Annotated in this window: 14 protein-coding genes and 1 CRISPR repeat array (1 of these 15 only partly in view); of the genes, 11 read left to right on the top strand and 3 right to left on the bottom strand. The window is 46.9% G+C overall.

Annotated features, from left to right (window positions below):
• Positions 1-11 precede the first annotated feature (11 nt).
• Together estD and T2812B_RS03100 are read right to left on the bottom strand one after the other, a co-directional pair.
• A complete protein-coding gene (estD, locus tag T2812B_RS03105) occupies positions 12-1,250 on the bottom strand; it encodes an esterase EstD (RefSeq protein WP_008193616.1) in 1,239 nt (412 codons plus the stop codon).
• Positions 1,247-2,950 carry a YgiQ family radical SAM protein gene (locus tag T2812B_RS03100; protein WP_004083105.1) on the bottom strand — a complete coding sequence of 568 codons (1,704 nt, stop codon included), beginning with the start codon at positions 2,948-2,950 and terminating at the stop codon, positions 1,247-1,249. Before T2812B_RS03100 ends, estD begins: the two co-directional genes overlap by 4 nt.
• A 543-nt stretch (positions 2,951-3,493) precedes the next feature.
• On the opposite strand from T2812B_RS03100, the gene T2812B_RS03090 reads away from it, so the two are divergent.
• The 11 genes from T2812B_RS03090 to aroQ all read left to right on the top strand — a co-directional run bounded on the left by T2812B_RS03090 (position 3,494) and on the right by aroQ (position 12,845).
• Complete coding sequence (locus T2812B_RS03090; protein ID WP_004083106.1) at positions 3,494-3,877, top strand: DUF2089 domain-containing protein; 384 nt, start codon at positions 3,494-3,496, stop codon at positions 3,875-3,877.
• The gene (locus T2812B_RS03085; RefSeq protein ID WP_004083107.1) at positions 3,870-4,373 is read left to right on the top strand and encodes a hypothetical protein; all 504 of its coding nucleotides are present in this window, start codon (positions 3,870-3,872) and stop codon (positions 4,371-4,373) included. Before T2812B_RS03090 ends, T2812B_RS03085 begins: the two co-directional genes overlap by 8 nt.
• A 6-nt stretch (positions 4,374-4,379) precedes the next feature.
• The gene (locus tag T2812B_RS09760) at positions 4,380-4,556 is read left to right on the top strand and encodes a hypothetical protein (RefSeq protein WP_004083108.1); all 177 of its coding nucleotides are present in this window, start codon (positions 4,380-4,382) and stop codon (positions 4,554-4,556) included.
• A 12-nt stretch (positions 4,557-4,568) separates the two neighbouring features.
• On the top strand, positions 4,569-5,810 hold the full coding sequence (locus T2812B_RS03075; RefSeq protein ID WP_004083122.1) for an MFS transporter: 1,242 nt from the start codon (positions 4,569-4,571) through the stop codon (positions 5,808-5,810).
• 256 nt (positions 5,811-6,066) lie between these two features.
• The gene (gene aroF, locus T2812B_RS03070) at positions 6,067-7,083 is read left to right on the top strand and encodes a 3-deoxy-7-phosphoheptulonate synthase (RefSeq protein ID WP_004083125.1); all 1,017 of its coding nucleotides are present in this window, start codon (positions 6,067-6,069) and stop codon (positions 7,081-7,083) included.
• Positions 7,080-7,841, top strand: a complete 762-nt coding sequence (locus T2812B_RS03065) for a prephenate dehydrogenase (RefSeq protein ID WP_008193603.1) — start codon at positions 7,080-7,082, stop codon at positions 7,839-7,841. Before aroF ends, T2812B_RS03065 begins: the two co-directional genes overlap by 4 nt.
• Entirely contained in the window at positions 7,838-9,103 is a 1,266-nt protein-coding gene (aroA, locus tag T2812B_RS03060; protein WP_008193601.1) for a 3-phosphoshikimate 1-carboxyvinyltransferase, read from the top strand. Before T2812B_RS03065 ends, aroA begins: the two co-directional genes overlap by 4 nt.
• Positions 9,100-9,861: a shikimate 5-dehydrogenase gene (gene aroE, locus T2812B_RS03055; RefSeq protein WP_008193599.1), complete on the top strand. Its 762-nt coding sequence runs from the start codon at positions 9,100-9,102 to the stop codon at positions 9,859-9,861. Before aroA ends, aroE begins: the two co-directional genes overlap by 4 nt.
• On the top strand, positions 9,858-10,988 hold the full coding sequence (aroC, locus tag T2812B_RS03050) for a chorismate synthase (protein ID WP_008193596.1): 1,131 nt from the start codon (positions 9,858-9,860) through the stop codon (positions 10,986-10,988). Before aroE ends, aroC begins: the two co-directional genes overlap by 4 nt.
• Entirely contained in the window at positions 10,936-12,414 is a 1,479-nt protein-coding gene (aroB, locus tag T2812B_RS03045; protein WP_004083135.1) for a bifunctional shikimate kinase AroK/3-dehydroquinate synthase AroB, read from the top strand. Before aroC ends, aroB begins: the two co-directional genes overlap by 53 nt.
• On the top strand, positions 12,411-12,845 hold the full coding sequence (gene aroQ / locus T2812B_RS03040; RefSeq protein ID WP_008193588.1) for a type II 3-dehydroquinate dehydratase: 435 nt from the start codon (positions 12,411-12,413) through the stop codon (positions 12,843-12,845). Before aroB ends, aroQ begins: the two co-directional genes overlap by 4 nt.
• Here aroQ and T2812B_RS03035 read toward each other — a convergent pair.
• Entirely contained in the window at positions 12,838-13,443 is a 606-nt protein-coding gene (locus T2812B_RS03035) for a LysE family translocator (RefSeq protein WP_231556596.1), read from the bottom strand. The two genes, aroQ and T2812B_RS03035, sit on opposite strands and share 8 nt — an antisense overlap.
• 620 nt (positions 13,444-14,063) lie before the next feature.
• Positions 14,064-15,764: a CRISPR direct-repeat array (repeat unit 30 nt; unit sequence GTTTCAATACTTCCTTAGAGGTATGGAAAC); it runs 207 nt beyond the window's last position.

The raw sequence follows: 15,764 nt of genomic DNA, 5'->3' as shown, positions 1-15,764 counted from the left end.
TTCCTTTCCTGTTATTTTACCATCCACCTGGCGATCTCATCTATTACTCTTTTGTCAACGTGACCTTTCTTCATGTATTCAACCGGCGTTGATTTTCCTTCTCCTGAAATCATCAGGTGATTGAGATCGTCGAAGACGAGTATTTTCACATTTTCCCTGCCTGAAAGTTCCTTCAACCAGATTTCTCGGTCCTTTTCAGTCACCTGGTAGTCTCTGCCGCCGAAGATCAAAAGCATGGGGATGGTTAGTCTCTTCGCAATTGAAACAGGATCTCTTTCTCTCAAGTCGTAGAAGTACTTCGCGGGAGCTCCAAGGACGAATTCATCTGGAGGAATCTCTTTTCTTTTGAGTTTTTCCAGAATGTTCAGAGTTTCTTCTACGTTGCTTGCAAGACCCAGAGACTGAAGATATTTCAACTGATCTTCCATGACTTCTTCGAGCGGTCTTGCGGGCGGTGCTATCATGACAACACCGTCTGCCTTCGATCTTTCCGCTATCTCCGGTGTGAGCATCGCACCGAGGCTGTGTCCCAGCATATAAACTCGGGAGACGTCTTTTCTCTCTTTGAGTATCTTCACCGCTTCCAGTGCGTCTTCTATGACTTCTTTTTCGACGGTCAAGGTGGTGGGGTCCACTTTCTCGACGAACGTTCTTTTGTGGTATCTGAGAACGATGATACCCTTCGAAGACAGACCGTACGCGATGTCCTTGAATATCTTGTTTGGACCGATGGTTTCGTCCATGTCGTTCGGTCCAGAGCCGTGCACGAGGACAACAGCTGGGAACGGTCCGTTTCCTTTTGGGATCGTGATCTTCCCGGGAAGGCCGTTCACGGTGATATCCTTCTCCTCGAAGCTCTCCGGGTCCACGTAGTCTGGAAGTTCGTACTCTGTCTTTGTAGCCTGTTTGAAGAAGAGTCCGGCGACTTTTCCTTCTCTGTCCATGGTGACAAGTGCTGAGATTTCTCCTCTTTCGAACCTCAGAGTGAAGTTGTAGATCTCGTATTCACCCTGGGTGATTTTTTCGTATCCAGTGATTTCTCTGAAGTCACCGAGCTGTGCTTTCAGAGAGTTCCAGATGTTCAAAAGGCTCTGGACACTGAGCTGTGCTTTTACCTGATTGGAACACATATTCAAAGCCGATTCGAAGTTTTCAGCGGTGAGATGCTGAACGAAGAGAAACGCTTCCTGATCGAAGGCACCAAACACCATCACACCAAGAAAGATCAAAAGGAAGACAGTGAGTCTCATCTCTTTTCCCTCCCCTTCTTTTTGAACAGCACGTTCTCCTTCATCTTGTTTCTCACCTTCAGCGATCTTTCGACGTGGACCTTTTCACCTGTGAAGGGATCCACACCAGAGTAGTACATCGCGGTGCTCACCGTTCCGGGAGTAGGTGTGAAGATCTGGATCTGCTGGGGAAAGTACCCGAGGTGTTTGAGTATGAAGTCTCTCAAGTAATTGTTCTCCCTCCAGCCTTCTCCCGGGTGTCCCACTATGAAGTAGCCGATCACATACTTTCTCTTTCCCATCTTCTTTGCGAGTGTTTCGAAGCGTTTTTTGAACTCGAGAAACAGTTCCACAGGCGGTTTTCTCATCAGAGATAGCACCTTTGGATGAGCGTGTTCGGGGGCGAGTTTCAGCTGTCCCGGGGTGTACTTCACGAGTTCCCTTATGAAGACATCTGGGTCTTTTTCGGCAAAGACAAAGTCGTGTCTGATTCCTGAAGAGACAAAGACGTTTCTGACACCTGGAATTTGCCTGATCGACTCGAGAAGAGAGATGAATTCGTCGTGGTTCGGTCGGACAACCTTGCACACGATGGGATACAAACAGAACTTCTGGCACTGTCCTTTCGTTTCTCTGATGGAACAGCCCGAACCGTAGAGGTTCGCAGTCGGTCCTCCAACGTCTGTGATGGTGCCTTTGAAGTCCTTTTTCTTCGTGAGGATCCTCACTTCTTCGAGAATGGAATCTTTGCTGCGGTAGGAGACGTGAGTTGTCTGATGCTGTGTGAGGGCGCAGAAAGAACAGTTTCCGAAACAACCTCTCACAGCCGTTATCGAGAACTTCACCGTCTCTATCGCTTTCACTTTTCCCATCTTTGCGTAAAACGGATGAACTTCTCTTTCGAAAGGGAGAAGGTAGAGCCGGTCGAGTTCTTCCTGGCTGAGCGGTGGCTGGGGTGGATTCTGCACCACGTACCTCGTGTCTTGCCTCTGGTAGATCGGAATGTTCTTGTATGGATCAGTGTACCAGGTCTGAAGTTTCAATGCTTCGGCGTATTTTTCGGGATTCTCTGAGATTTCATCGTAAGAGGGCAGTTCGATGCCTTCTTCGGGTTTTTGAGAGGCCCACCAGACGACTCCACGAATACTTTTGCACTTTTCTATATCACCCGTTCTGGAAAGGATCTGTGCGATCCCAAGAACTGCCTTTTCACCCATTCCATAGACGAGGAGATCTGCCTTTGAATCGACGAGAACAGACTTTCTCACTCTATCGCTCCACCAGTCGTAGTGTGCGAACCTTCTGAGGCTCGCTTCCAATCCACCAAGGACAACGGGAACTTCCGGGAAGAATCTCTTGATGAGATTCGTATAGACGATGGTTGCCCTGTCGGGTCTTTTTCCACCGATTCCACCCGGTGTGTAGTCGTCCGTTTTTCTTTTTTTCTTCGAGGCCGTGTAATTCGCCACCATCGAGTCAACGTTTCCAGCGGTGACACCGAAGAAAAGACGAGGCCTTCCAAGGCGTGTGATGTCTTTCTCTGTTCTCCAGTCTGGCTGAGCGATGATCCCCACTTTGAAGCCATGAGAGACGAGATAATGACCGATGAAGGCAACACCGAAGGAGGGATGATCCACATAAGCGTCGCCTGTGACAAGGATGATATCGAGCTCTTTCCAGCCTAATTTTCTCATTTCCTCACGTGTTGTGGGAAGAAACACAGTATCACCCTATGTATTTTAAAACAAAAAAAGCCTCGTTTCGAGGCCTGGTTAAAAAATGGGGACGCAGGGGTACGGCACTTACTTTTTGTTATTCTTCTTTCTGTTTTCCTGTGTTTTTCCACCAAAAATCTCTATGACCACATCCAGCGGTATCAGTTCTAACATCTTCTTCACCTCCTTTCAGATATCATCATCCTTCGCCTGTAAATGTAGCATCGGAATATTAAGCACAAAATAAGAATTAATAATTATCTGTTCCTTTTCTGTCCTATCTTCTCGCTGTGAATGGCTATCAACACATCTACCGGTATCAACACAAACATTTTCCTCACCTCCTTTTTGAGAATAATTCTCATCTTTCACATAAGAGTGTACCACCGGTGTATTAAAAATCAAATAAGGCAATACTAATTATATGTAAAGAAAATCTCGTTTCACGGCGGGAAAAGGGGCAACGAAAATCCTTACAGAAAAATTTTTTTGGAGACTTGACAAAATATTTGGTAATATTCTAAAATATTTTGCAGGAGGTGACAAAATATGTTGCCCAAGTGCCCGGTCTGTGGAAAAGAAATGATAGTTACAGAGCTTCACTGCAAAAGAGATGAGGTCACCGTGCGAGGACGTTTCAGAGCGAGTCCGTTCGATTTTCTCGATAAAGACGAGCTCGAGTTCGTGATTCTATTTTTCAGAGCGCGTGGAAATCTGAAGGAGATAGAGCGCTACACAGGGCAGGGTTACTTCGCTCTGAGAGGAAAACTGGAAAAGATTCTGGAGAAGATGAACCTCCAACCTCTTGGAGAGATGAAAGAGGAAATCTCAGAAGAGGATCTCTTCAAACAGGTGAAAGAGGGAAAGATCGGCGTTGAAGAAGCCCTGGAAATTCTGAAAAAGAGAAAAAAAGGAGGGGAGAGCGATGTCTGACGAAATCAGAAAGATTCTGGAGGCCGTGGCAAGAGGAGAGATCAGTCCAGAAGAAGGGGAGATGCTGATAAAAGCGATGCAGGAAAAGGAAAGAGAAGAAAACGGGTCAAAAGATGATTTTTCTGAACGGGAGGGCGACTACATCCTCGACGAAGACGAGATGGTGGAAGAAGATCTCGTCCTTTCTAAAAAGAAAGCGATCATAAGGGGGAAAATCAAAGGAGATCTCGCACTCATCAACTGTGAGACGTTCTTTTCCGGAGAGGTGGAAGGTGATCTTGCCGTCATCGGTGGAAAGATCGAATTCGGTGGAGGAACGGTGAAAGGAGACCTCGCCCTGATCGATGCCAAAGAATCAGGGAAAACACCAGTGGTGGAAGGTGATATCGCGAGGATATCGAATTTCTTCGTCGGCGGTATTTTGAAGATGATTTCTCCTTTCATCAGTAATATCTCTGTTTCTTCCAGAAAGAAGAAGGTCGAAGGAGAGGAGTGATCTTCCATGAAGGTGTATCTGATGGTTTCAACGATTCTTGTGGTGATGTTGTTTTCTTTGATATGGCTGTATGTGCTGTTTTTTTCTACTTTAGAGACAGTTCCATCTTCACCGGCGGTTTGGGAACCGGGTATCACAGAAACATCCAGTACAATGGTACCTGGAAGTCTTCAGAATCGATGAGGAGGGAGTACTGTGAATGAGATCTTACACTGGAAGAGGAACTTCTTCCTTCTCGCACTCGGAAGATTCGTATCGATTCTTGGAAGTTCCGTTCAGGCGGTTGCGATTCCTCTTTTTGTACTGGATCTGACACACTCCGGATCTGCCGTTGCCCTGATGACCGTAGCCTACATGGTTCCAAGGATCCTTTTCACACCCATAGCCGGGATCGTGGGAGACAGGGGAGACAGGAAGTTCCTCATGGTGTCGATGGATTTTTTGAGGGGATTTCTCATCTGTTTTCTGGCTCTTCTCGCGTTCAGGAACTCCATCACTCTTCCCGTTCTCTACGTTTCTCAGATAGCCATGGCTATTATGGACAATCTCTTCGACATACCGACAGGCGCGATGTTTCCCGATATTGTTCCGCAGGATTTTCTCATGAGAGCCAACTCCATCATGGGTATGGTGAGGATCTTTCCTCAGATTCTGGGTCCTGCACTGGGAGGAGTGATCTACGGATTTTACGGTATAGCGATCGTGTTTCTTGTGAATGGAGTGTCTTTTGTCCTCTCTGCCATCAGTGAGATCTTCATCGTTTACAGCCGAAAGGTGGAGAAAAAGCCAGCAAAATTCTCTCAGATCCTTGAAGATCTCAAAGAAGGATTTCTCTTCATCTGGAACCACGAGCTCATACGAACCATTCTGATCTTCGCACTTTTTCTGAATCTGCTCATCTCTCCGCTGTTCATGGTGGTGTATCCTTACACGATCAGGGAAGTGATGAAATTTTCGGCTCAGGAATTTGGTTTCCTGGAGACCTCCTTCACTTTAGGGGCACTCCTTGGGAACTTTTTGATTGCATCGTACCTGTCGAAGAAGAACATGTGGAAGGCCATGAAGATCTCTATCTTTCTTTTTGAGCTTCCCATCGTCTTCCTTGGCTTTCTCGTTATGCCTGATTTTTCCTTGAACAGACTGGTCCTCTTCTCGTTGTTTTTCATCACTTTCCTGATAATGGGTTTTTTGAATCCCATCATCAACGTTCCGCTGGACACGGCGTTTCAAAAGATGACACCTTCTCACATCAGAGCGAGGGCCTTTTCTTTCCTCATTCTCGTGGCAAACGGAGTCACTCCGCTCGGATCGGTTCTCTACGGATACCTCGTTGATAGAGTGCCGGTCCATTTTCTCTACTACGTTGTCGGGGCACTTTCTTTTCTGGTCGCTGTACTGCTTCTGGTAGCTTTGAGGGGAAAAGAGCTTCCCACTTGATTTTTCCAGCGTTGTTTGTTAGAATAGTAACCAAACAGGGGTGAAAGGTTATGCGACGTGGAAGAATAATATGTCTCAAATCGGTTGAACACAATTATTATTACTTTTGGTTTAACAGGGGCACCTGTCCGTGAGTGCGACCGCTCCGGGCAGGTGCCTCTTTCGGTATCTGCCCGGAGCGATAGAAAACACTGAAGGGCTCCGGGCAGCGGAGCCCTTTTTTTATTACCAGAATCCCGTAGGAGGTGGTAGGTCTATGATAGTCGTTTTGAAACCCGGTTCCACAGAAGAAGATATAAGGAAGGTGGTGAAGTTGGCCGAGAGTTACAACTTGAAGTGTCACATTTCCAAAGGTCAGGAAAGAACGGTTATTGGGATCATCGGGGACGACAGGTACGTGGTGGCGGACAAGTTCGAGTCGCTGGATTGCGTGGAAAGCGTTGTGAGGGTGCTCAAACCTTACAAACTCGTTTCTCGTGAGTTCCATCCGGAGGACACGGTGATCGACCTCGGAGATGTGAAGATAGGAAACGGCTACTTCACCATCATAGCGGGACCGTGCTCAGTTGAAGGCAGGGAAATGCTCATGGAAACCGCACACTTTTTAAGCGAACTCGGTGTTAAAGTTTTGAGGGGAGGGGCCTACAAGCCTCGAACATCTCCTTACTCTTTCCAAGGACTCGGAGAAAAGGGGCTGGAATACCTGAGAGAGGCTGCCGACAAGTACGGTATGTACGTGGTGACGGAGGCTCTCGGAGAAGACGATCTTCCAAAAGTGGCCGAGTACGCTGATATCATTCAGATAGGAGCGAGAAACGCTCAGAACTTCAGATTGCTCTCTAAAGCGGGAAGCTACAACAAACCCGTTCTTCTGAAAAGGGGTTTCATGAACACCATCGAAGAGTTCCTTCTCTCCGCTGAATACATTGCAAACTCTGGAAACACGAAGATCATACTGTGTGAAAGGGGAATCAGAACGTTCGAAAAGGCCACGAGGAACACACTCGATATATCCGCTGTTCCTATAATCAGAAAGGAATCCCATCTTCCCATTCTGGTGGATCCGAGCCACTCTGGGGGAAGAAGAGACCTCGTCATTCCACTCTCCCGAGCCGCTATAGCGGTTGGAGCCCATGGAATCATTGTGGAGGTTCATCCGGAGCCCGAGAAGGCACTTTCGGATGGAAAACAGAGTCTTGACTTCGAGCTCTTCAAGGAACTGGTTCAGGAAATGAAGAAACTCGCTGATGCCCTGGGGGTGAAGGTGAATTGAAAATTTCTGTGCTCGGAGCGGGATGCATCGGTGGATCGATCGCGCTGAAATTGAAAGAAAAGCATCATGTTACAGCCTTCGATAGGGACGAAGAAACGATGAAAGCACTGGAGGAAAACGGAATAGAAACTGTTTCAAAGGAAAGCGATCTCTACGATACAGACCTTCTCGTTCTTGCGCTTCCCATGAGCGTCGAGGAGAGATTCCTGAAAGAGACGGACTTTTCAGGCAAGATTCTCGATGTAGCGAGTGTGAAGACACCTTTCATGGAAATAGCCAGAGAGAGGGAATTGAACTTTACAGGAGGACACCCCATGGCCGGAAACGAACGAAAGGGAAAATCGGGTTGGGATCGGGAAATGTTCGGCGGAAAGATCTTCTTTCTCTGCTCTCTCGACGGAAAAGAAGATGGGATGATTGAAAACATCGTGAAAGATCTTGGTGCCAGACCTTTGTGGATAGACTACAGGATCCACGACGAGATCGTCGCTGCGGTGAGTCACGTTCAGTATCTGATCTCGCTGAGCGCGCGGTACGTGGGGAAACCCTTCGAAGAATACGCGGGACCTGGTTATCTTTCCAACACGAGACTTTCTAAACAGAACATGGAGATGGCGCTGGATATGATCAGATATAATAAAGAAAACATCCTCAAATATCTGGAGAACGCAAGAAACTTTCTGAATATTCTCTATCATCTCATAGAGAAAGAAGATTTCGAAAACCTGAAAAAAACGATAAGGGAAGTGATATCTTGAAGGTGCTTCCAGCGAAGAAGGTTGAAGGAGCTCTGAGCGTTCCTCCGGACAAATCCATAACTCACAGGGCTCTCATTCTATCTGCTCTGGCAGAAACGGAGAGCACCCTGTACAACCTTTTGAGGTGTCTCGACACAGAGAGGACCCACGACATTCTCGAAAAACTCGGTACACGTTTTGAAGGCAACTGGGAAAAGATGAAGGTCTTTCCGAAGCCCTTCGCTGAACCGATAGAACCTCTCTTCTGTGGAAACTCCGGAACGACCACAAGGTTGATGAGCGGGGTTCTCGCTTCATACGAGATGTTCACAGTGCTTTATGGGGATCCTTCTCTCTCCAGAAGGCCGATGAGAAGAGTGATCGAACCTCTGGAGATGATGGGAGCGCGTTTCATGGCGAGGCAGAACAACTACCTTCCCATGGCTATCAAGGGAAATCACCTTTCCGGTATCAGCTACAAAACACCGGTGGCGAGCGCTCAAGTGAAGAGCGCTGTTCTTCTGGCGGGGCTCAGAGCCAGCGGACGAACGATCGTTATCGAACCAGCAAAAAGCAGAGATCACACGGAAAGGATGCTCAAAAACCTCGGTGTTCCCGTCGAAGTGGAAGGAACACGTGTAGTTCTGGAGCCTGCTACCTTCAGGGGCTTCACGATGAAAGTCCCCGGTGATATCTCGTCGGCTGCTTTCTTCGTGGTTCTCGGTGCTATTCACCCCAACGCTCGAATCACAGTAACGGACGTTGGCCTGAATCCCACCCGAACGGGACTCCTTGAAGTTATGAAACTCATGGGAGCCAACCTGGAGTGGGAGATCACGGAAGAAAATCTCGAGCCGATAGGAACTGTGAGGGTGGAGACCTCTCCAAATCTGAAGGGAGTGGTTGTTCCCGAACATCTCATACCTCTCATGATAGATGAACTGCCTCTTGTGGCGCTTCTTGGTGTCTTCGCAGAGGGAGAAACGGTCGTGAGGAACGCGGAGGAGTTGAGAAAGAAGGAATCCGACAGGATAAGGGTTCTGGTGGAAAACTTCAAACGGCTCGGTGTCGAAATAGAAGAGTTCAAAGATGGTTTCAAGATCGTTGGAAAGCAGAGCATAAAAGGTGGATCGGTAGATCCAGAAGGCGACCACAGAATGGCCATGCTCTTTTCCATAGCAGGGCTCGTGAGTGAAGAGGGTGTTGAAGTGAAAGATCACGAGTGCGTGGCGGTGTCATTCCCGAACTTTTACGAACTGCTGGAGAGAGTGGTGATATCATGAAATTCTGCATCATAGGGTATCCAGTAAAGCACAGTATATCACCACGGCTTTACAACGAGTATTTCAAAAGGGCGGGGATAAGCCACTCGTACGGTATGGAAGAGATACCACCTGAATCTTTCGACACGGAGATAAGAAGGATTCTCGAAGAATACGATGGTTTCAACGCGACAATTCCTCACAAAGAAAGAGTGATGCAGTACGTCGAACCATCGGAAGATGCGCAGAGAATAAAAGCCGTGAACTGTGTCTTTCGGGGAAAGGGATACAACACCGACTGGGTTGGCGTTGTGAAGTCGCTCGAGGGTGTAGAGGTGAAGGAGCCCGTTGTCGTTGTGGGAGCGGGCGGAGCCGCACGTGCCGTGATCTACGCTCTCCTCCAGATGGGCGTGAAAGACATCTGGGTGGTGAACAGAACGATCGAAAGGGCGAAGGCTCTCGATTTTCCTGTGAAAATTTTCTCTCTCGATCAGCTCGATGAAGTTTTGAAAAAGGCGAAGAGTCTCTTCAACACCACTTCCGTTGGAATGAAGGGAGAGAAACTGCCCGTTTCCGAAGCTTCTTTGAAAGGTCTGTCTCTTGTTTACGACGTGGTGTACTTTGAGACTCCTCTCGTTTCTGATGCGAAGAGATTGGGAGTGGAACACGTTGTAAAGGGAAACCTCATGTTTTACTATCAGGCGATGGAAAACCTCAAAATATGGGGAATCTACGATGAAAGATCGTTCAAAGAAGTGTTCGGGGAGGTACTGAGATGAAGCTCACAATAGCGGGAGATTCCCACGGAAAGTACATGATAGCGGTTTTGGAAGGGATTCCTGCGGGTTTGAAGATCGATGAAGAGATCATAAGAAGGGAACTTTTCAGGAGAAGAAATTGCTACGGTAGAGGAAAAAGGATGAGCATAGAAGAAGATGCCTTCGAGATCGTCTCCGGAGTGTGGAGAGGTATCACAACGGGAGCACCGCTGACGATTCTCGTTCCAAACAAAGCGGGCAACCCGGTGAAAGACGTTCGGAGCGTGCCGAGACCGGGTCACATAGATTACGCTGCTTTTGTGAAGTACAAACTGCCGGATCTGAACGTCTACGTGGAACGATCCAGTGCCAGATGGACGGTGGCTCTCACGGCGGCGGGTGCTCTTCTGAAGAGTCTTCTCAGAGAGTTCAACATAGATGTTCTTGGGTTCGTCACGAGACTTGGAAACGTGGAAGCGAAGAATATCCCAGACGATTTTGAGGAGTTGAGAAGAAAGAGGGACGAATCGGCCGTTTTCTGTCCGGATCCAGAGGCAACGGAGGGGATGATCTCCGAGATCGACAGGGCGAAAGAAGAGGGAAACACCCTCGGCGGCAAGGTGAGGATCATTGCAAGAGGTGTCCCGGCAGGCATCGGGAGCTACTCCGATCTTTTCAAAAAGCTCGACTCGAAGATAGGTTCTCTCTTTTTTGCCATTCCCGCTGTGAAGGGAGTGGTGATTGGAAGTGAAGAAATGTGGTACGGCTTCGACTATCTGGATGAATTCGAACTGGAAGACGGCAAGATAAAGAGAAAAACGAACAATCTGGGAGGAATAGAAGGGGGCATCACCAACGGAGAAGACGTGTGGGTGAACGTCTCTGTGAAGCCTATTCCCACCACGGGAAAGCCGTTGAAATCCGTTGATCTGAGAACGATGGAACCAGCGAAGACACCGTACGTGAGATCTGACGTGACGGCCGTTCCTCCTGCTTCTGTCGTGTGTGAAGCCGCGCTCGCTGTGGTGATCTCGGACGCTTTGCTCGAACATCTGGGCGATGGAAACATCGACGACCTGAAAAGGAGGTTCGAGAATGAGAATCTTCCTCGTTGGAATGATGGGTTCTGGAAAGAGCACTATCGGTAAAAGGATTTCCGAGGTGCTCGACCTTCAGTTCATAGATATGGATGAAGAGATAGAAAGAAGAGAGGGAAGAAGCGTTCGAAGGATTTTCGAAGAAGACGGTGAGGAGTACTTCCGCCTGAAAGAAAAAGAACTTCTTAAAGAACTTGTGGAAAGAGACAACGTGGTTGTGGCAACGGGTGGAGGTGTTGTGGTCGATCCAGAGAACAGAGAGCTTTTGAAGAAGGAAAAGACTCTCTTTCTCTACGCTCCCCCTGAAGTGTTGATGGAAAGAGTAACAACAGAGAACAGACCTCTTCTGAGCGAAGGAAAAGAGAGAATACGGGAGATCTGGGAAAAGAGAAAACAGTTCTACGCGGAGTTCAGAAGGATCGACACCTCCAGGTTGAACGAGTGGGAAACAACCGCACTCGTTGTGCTGGAGGCTCTGGACGAGAAAGAAATCTCAACGATAGAAAAACCACACCTGGTGAAGATCATCCTCGGTGGCTTCAAGAGGGTGAGAAACGAAGAGCTGGTTTTCACCACGGAGAGGGTGGAGAAGATATACGGAAGGTACCTCCCGGAGAATCGGCTTCTTTTTCCGGATGGAGAGGAAGTGAAGACGCTGGAGCATGTCTCCAGAGCGTACTACGAACTCATCCGAATGGACTTTCCCAGGGGAAAGACCATAGCGGGTGTCGGGGGAGGTGCTCTCACCGACTTCACCGGCTTTGTAGCGAGCACGTTTAAAAGAGGAGTGGGACTTTCTTTCTATCCAACAACACTTCTGGCTCAGGTGGACGCTTCCGTTGGTGGAAAGAATGCCATCGATTTCGCTGGAGTGAAAAACGTCGTTGGGACTTTCAGAATGCCAGACTACGTGATCATAGATCCCACCGTCACGCTTTCCATGGATGAGGGCAGGTTCGAAGAGGGAGTCGTGGAAGCCTTCAAGATGACGATTCTTTCGGGTCGCGGGGTAGAACTCTTCGATGAGCCGGAGAAGATTGAGAAGAGAAATCTCAGAGTTCTCAGCGAGATGGTAAAAATCTCCGTTGAAGAGAAAGCGAGGATAGTGATGGAAGATCCCTACGACATGGGTTTGAGGCACGCCCTGAATCTGGGACACACGCTCGGTCATGTGTACGAGATGCTGGAAGGGGTACCTCACGGTATAGCGGTAGCGTGGGGCATCGAAAAAGAGACGATGTACCTGTACAGAAAGGGAATAGTGCCTAAGGAAACCATGAGATGGATCGTAGAAAAGGTCAAACAGATCGTACCAATTCCTGTTCCATCCGTCGATGTTGAGAAAGCCAGAAATCTCATTCTGAACGACAAGAAGATCCTGAAAGGTTCCAGAGTTAGGCTTCCTTACGTGAAAGAAATCGGAAAGATCGAATTCTTAGAGGTCGATCCGCTCGAACTTTTGGAGGTGGTAGATTGAAAGTACTCGTGGTGAACGGACCCAACTTGAACATGCTCGGAAAAAGAGACAAAAACATCTATGGAAACTTTTCTCATGAGGATCTTGTGAAGATGATAGAAGATTGGGGAAGGAAAAACGATGTGGAAGTGGAGGTCTTTCAGTCGAACCACGAGGGAGAAATTTTGGATAGACTGCACAGGCTCGATTTCGATGGTCTTGTGATAAACCCGGGGGCTTTCACCCACTACAGCTACGCCATAAGGGATGCCCTGGAGATTGTGAAGGTGCCGAAGGTGGAGGTTCACATATCGAACGTACACAGGAGGGAAGAGTTCAGAAGAAGGAGCGTTACGGCTGAGGTGTGCGACGGCCAAATAAGCGGCCTTGGTGTATACGGTTACCTTCTGGCTCTGGAGTACATAAAAAAGAAGCTGGAAGAACTCACCTGAGAGAGTCAAGCACGAAGAAAAGACCAAAACCGATGAGGAACAGACCGGTCACGGCCATCACTATTTTATAGATCCGTGAGGATTTCAATATGGTGTTTCCAAAGACACCTATCAGAGAGTACCAGAGAATGTCTGAGAGAATGTGGCCGAAGTAGAAGGCAGTAACCCCAGCCAGAAACGATGTCTGCGCTTTGACAAGGAAAGCGCTGCCGACGGACATCCACCAAAGAAGAAAGTACGGGTTGGACAGTGAAACGAGAGCTCCTGTGATGGGAAGGGGGATTTTCAGATCGTTTTTTTCTACCTGTGAGATCTCACCTTTGATGGCTGTTAGCTGAGAAATCCCCATGAAAGCAAGGAAAGATCCTCCAAGAAGACCTATCACTTTTGTCACAAGCGGAGATTTCAGGACCCATTGAAAGCCAAGAACCAGCAGGAGAACAAGAAAAGCTTCCAGAACAACGTGGCCGGATATCAGTTTTATAGAGTTTTTCCAACCTTTTGCACTCTGGGATATGGCTATCATCATTAGAGGGCCCGGTGCGACCGCACCGGAAAGCCCCACAAGGAAACTCCCGAAGAATATGGAAATCATCATCTTCCTCCCCAAGAATTTTGAAAAATTTTACCACTCTGTTCTTTGCTTTTGTGTTAGTGTGAAATATATTTGTTTTAACATATTATGTTTTATGCATACAAACCAGGTTAGTTCCAATCATTCACAAAGTAGGTGATGCGTGTATCTGGCACTGGAAGAACGATACAGAGTATGCAATTACCGGTAACGAAAAATTTCATGCAGGTTTGTGGTACCGGAAGCTATGCGTTAAAAAAGGAATAATGGATGATATTAAGAGACAATATGAAGAGAATTTGTGGTAATCGATGACGTGTAAGTGCTTTGAATTCGAGAAATTAGTAGTTAACTTCTAACACACTGAGGAATACCTTCTTTCATCTATTTGTGAAACATGGAACTAATCGATTTTTACCAGAAACACCTCAAAACACCCTGACGTAGGTTGATATAATTTATCTTCTGTTTTTTGCTTGTGTTCTTTCGTTGTTGGACTATGCAATTATTCCATTTTTCCAAACAGTACTTGAAGGTGCTCTTTTGTGTGTTAGAATGGTTTATGGAAAGGGAGGATATGGAAGGTCAAAAAACATCTTGCTTTCAGATTGTGTTTGTGGTATAATTTCTCTTGAACTCAACGGGTTTCAATACTTCCTTAGAGGTATGGAAACCCCTATCCTACCACGTCGTGTCAAGTCTTGTGTGTGTTTCAATACTTCCTTAGAGGTATGGAAACCGCAAGGATCAACAGCTGCTTTTATCACGGCTCCGCGTTTCAATACTTCCTTAGAGGTATGGAAACACTGCAGAATTTCAGGATCATCCACTTCTACTTGGAATGTTTCAATACTTCCTTAGAGGTATGGAAACTACATATACACTTCTTTTATGCGGTGCCATTCGCCCCGTTTCAATACTTCCTTAGAGGTATGGAAACCGTTTTTGCCATACACTCTGAACATAATTCCACCTCCGTTTCAATACTTCCTTAGAGGTATGGAAACCATTCTTAGATTCAGCCATTTTCTCGGCAAGTTTCGTTTCAATACTTCCTTAGAGGTATGGAAACAGCGGTACTTCAACTTGCAGACGAGGATCTCATCGCCGTTTCAATACTTCCTTAGAGGTATGGAAACCCGCTTCCGCAGAGCGAATACCTGCGGTGGTTAGTGGTTTCAATACTTCCTTAGAGGTATGGAAACACCCTCTGCGAATGGTAGTCAAAGCGGGAGAGCGAAGTTTCAATACTTCCTTAGAGGTATGGAAACGTTGAGTACACTTGGTACATTTTTCCAATATCTTTTACAGTTTCAATACTTCCTTAGAGGTATGGAAACGGGAACTCTACAAATGGCTTCAGGAGGCGGATATCGGTTTCAATACTTCCTTAGAGGTATGGAAACCCGGAGCATTGGACATAATTTTTGATGCTTCAGTTGGTTTCAATACTTCCTTAGAGGTATGGAAACTTTCGAAAGGGAGGTTTGGCTTCGGTTTTTCACCTTGGTTTCAATACTTCCTTAGAGGTATGGAAACATGAGGTCGTTTGATGCAACGTTACCTACGTATATCGTTTCAATACTTCCTTAGAGGTATGGAAACAAAAGATAAAACAGACGAAATAATTGATGCGGTGAAGGTTTCAATACTTCCTTAGAGGTATGGAAACTTGCTTCTCTCAGCGAGACACCGAGGTTTCTTGCTGGTTTCAATAGTTCCTTAGAGGTATGGAAACAATAGTGGATTTTGGTAGAAATTTGTCGTCCCCTCCTCCAGTTTCAATAGTTCCTTAGAGGTATGGAAACAGGGGAGGGACGATTATGGAAAATTCAAGAGATTATTCGTTTCAATAGTTCCTTAGAGGTATGGAAACATCTCGTCCACTAACGAGTTCGTCCAGTACGCGACCGTGCCTGGTTTCAATAGTTCCTTAGAGGTATGGAAACGCGTAGAAGAGAATCTTCTTGTAGCGTGTAGGATGTCGCCAGGTTTCAATAGTTCCTTAGAGGTATGGAAACTCGGGAGTGACGTTTCCTTTGTCTGCGGGGTTCTTGTTTCAATAGTTCCTTAGAGGTATGGAAACACAGACTCGAAAGCATTCTGAACAAAAGCACAATACACGTTTCAATAGTTCCTTAGAGGTATGGAAACAATGATTTCTCAGTAGTGAGTATCTCATATCCTTTAGTTTCAATAGTTCCTTAGAGGTATGGAAACTTTACAAAGCGGAGAATATTTCTGATCTCTCGCAATGTTTCAATAGTTCCTTAGAGGTATGGAAACTCGTATCTACTACCTGAAAGAACAATTACATCATCATCGTTTCAATAGTTCCTTAGAGG

This window comes from Thermotoga sp. 2812B, from assembly GCF_000789335.1.
GTDB classification, from domain to species: Bacteria; Thermotogota; Thermotogae; order Thermotogales; family Thermotogaceae; genus Thermotoga; species Thermotoga maritima.
Note: the sequence above shows the minus strand (reverse complement) of the source record. Positions and strands in the feature narration are given on the sequence as shown.

What these genes read in the sequence shown, in the direction of transcription:
- T2812B_RS09760 (WP_004083108.1), top strand. Translation starts at nt 4,380, where the DNA reads ATGAAGGTGTATCTGATGGTTTCAACGATTCTTGTGGTGATGTTGTTT.
- aroB (WP_004083135.1), top strand. Translation starts at nt 10,936, where the DNA reads ATGAGAATCTTCCTCGTTGGAATGATGGGTTCTGGAAAGAGCACTATC.
- aroC (WP_008193596.1), top strand. Translation starts at nt 9,858, where the DNA reads ATGAAGCTCACAATAGCGGGAGATTCCCACGGAAAGTACATGATAGCG.
- T2812B_RS03035 (WP_231556596.1), bottom strand. Translation starts at nt 13,443, where the DNA reads ATGATGATTTCCATATTCTTCGGGAGTTTCCTTGTGGGGCTTTCCGGT.
- T2812B_RS03090 (WP_004083106.1), top strand. Translation starts at nt 3,494, where the DNA reads ATGTTGCCCAAGTGCCCGGTCTGTGGAAAAGAAATGATAGTTACAGAG.
- T2812B_RS03085 (WP_004083107.1), top strand. Translation starts at nt 3,870, where the DNA reads ATGTCTGACGAAATCAGAAAGATTCTGGAGGCCGTGGCAAGAGGAGAG.
- aroF (WP_004083125.1), top strand. Translation starts at nt 6,067, where the DNA reads ATGATAGTCGTTTTGAAACCCGGTTCCACAGAAGAAGATATAAGGAAG.
- aroE (WP_008193599.1), top strand. Translation starts at nt 9,100, where the DNA reads ATGAAATTCTGCATCATAGGGTATCCAGTAAAGCACAGTATATCACCA.
- estD (WP_008193616.1), bottom strand. Translation starts at nt 1,250, where the DNA reads ATGAGACTCACTGTCTTCCTTTTGATCTTTCTTGGTGTGATGGTGTTT.